The sequence below is a fragment of the Planotetraspora sp. A-T 1434 genome (genome assembly GCF_025420585.1).
In the GTDB taxonomy this organism is placed as follows: domain Bacteria; phylum Actinomycetota; class Actinomycetes; order Streptosporangiales; family Streptosporangiaceae; genus JAOEGB01.
Window position 1 is genome coordinate 1 of sequence record NZ_JAOEGB010000085.1, and the last position, 887, is coordinate 887.

The 887-nt window shown below is 70.0% G+C and carries 1 protein-coding gene; it reads left to right on the forward strand.

Going from position 1 to position 887, the window contains the following annotated elements; all coding sequences use genetic code 11:
- Window positions 1–58: 58 nt before the first annotated feature.
- Window positions 59–887 (forward strand): AMP-binding protein (locus N5079_RS35055; protein WP_261588528.1); only part of this gene is annotated, 829 nt, incomplete at its 3' end.

An 887-nucleotide genomic window follows, 5' to 3' on the forward strand; every position in this document is an offset into this window, starting at 1 on the left:
CGTGGTGGGCGACGGCGTTTCCGTGTCGTTCGGGGAGTTGCGGGCGCGGGCGTTGCGGGTGGCGGGGTGGCTGGCCGGTCGTGGGGTGACTGCGGGGGACGCGGTAGGGGTGTGTGTCCCGAAGGGTGTGGGTCAGGTTGTCGCGGTGTTGGGGGTGTTGGCGGCTGGTGGGGTGTATGTGCCGGTGGGGGTTGATCAGCCGGTGTTGCGGCGGGAGCGGATTTTCGCTCGGGCCGGGGTGCGGTGTGTGGTGGACGAGGCGGCGCTCCAAGCGGAGGCGGAGCCGCTGGTCGGGCCAGTGGACATCGGCGATGAGCAGGTGGCGTATGTGATTTTCACGTCGGGGTCGACCGGGGAGCCGAAGGGTGTGGAGGTGGCGCATCGGGCGGCGATGAACACGCTCGTGGATGTGCGCCGCCGATTCGGCATCGATGCCGGCGATCGGGTGCTGGCCGTTTCCGCTTTGGATTTCGATTTGTCGGTGTTTGACATTTTCGGCCTGCTGGGGGTCGGCGGGGCGGTGGTCGTGATCGACGAGGGCAGCCGCCGCGACCCGCAGGTCTGGCTCGATCTCATCCACCGCCACGACGTCACCGTGTGGAACACGGTTCCCGCGCTGCTCGACATGCTGCTGGTGACCGCCGGTGACCGCGACCTCGGACGGCTCTCCCTCGCTCTCGTCTCCGGCGACTGGGTCGGCCTCGACCTGCGCGAACGGCTCGTGGCCCGGAACCCCGGCGCCCGGCTGATCGCCCTCGGCGGCGCGACCGAGGCCGGGGTCTGGTCCAACTTCCACGAGGTGCGGGAGGTTCCGGCGCACTGGACGTCGATTCCGTACGGTGTGCCGTTGTCGGGTCAGGCGTTCCGGGTGGTGGACGGCCGGGGGC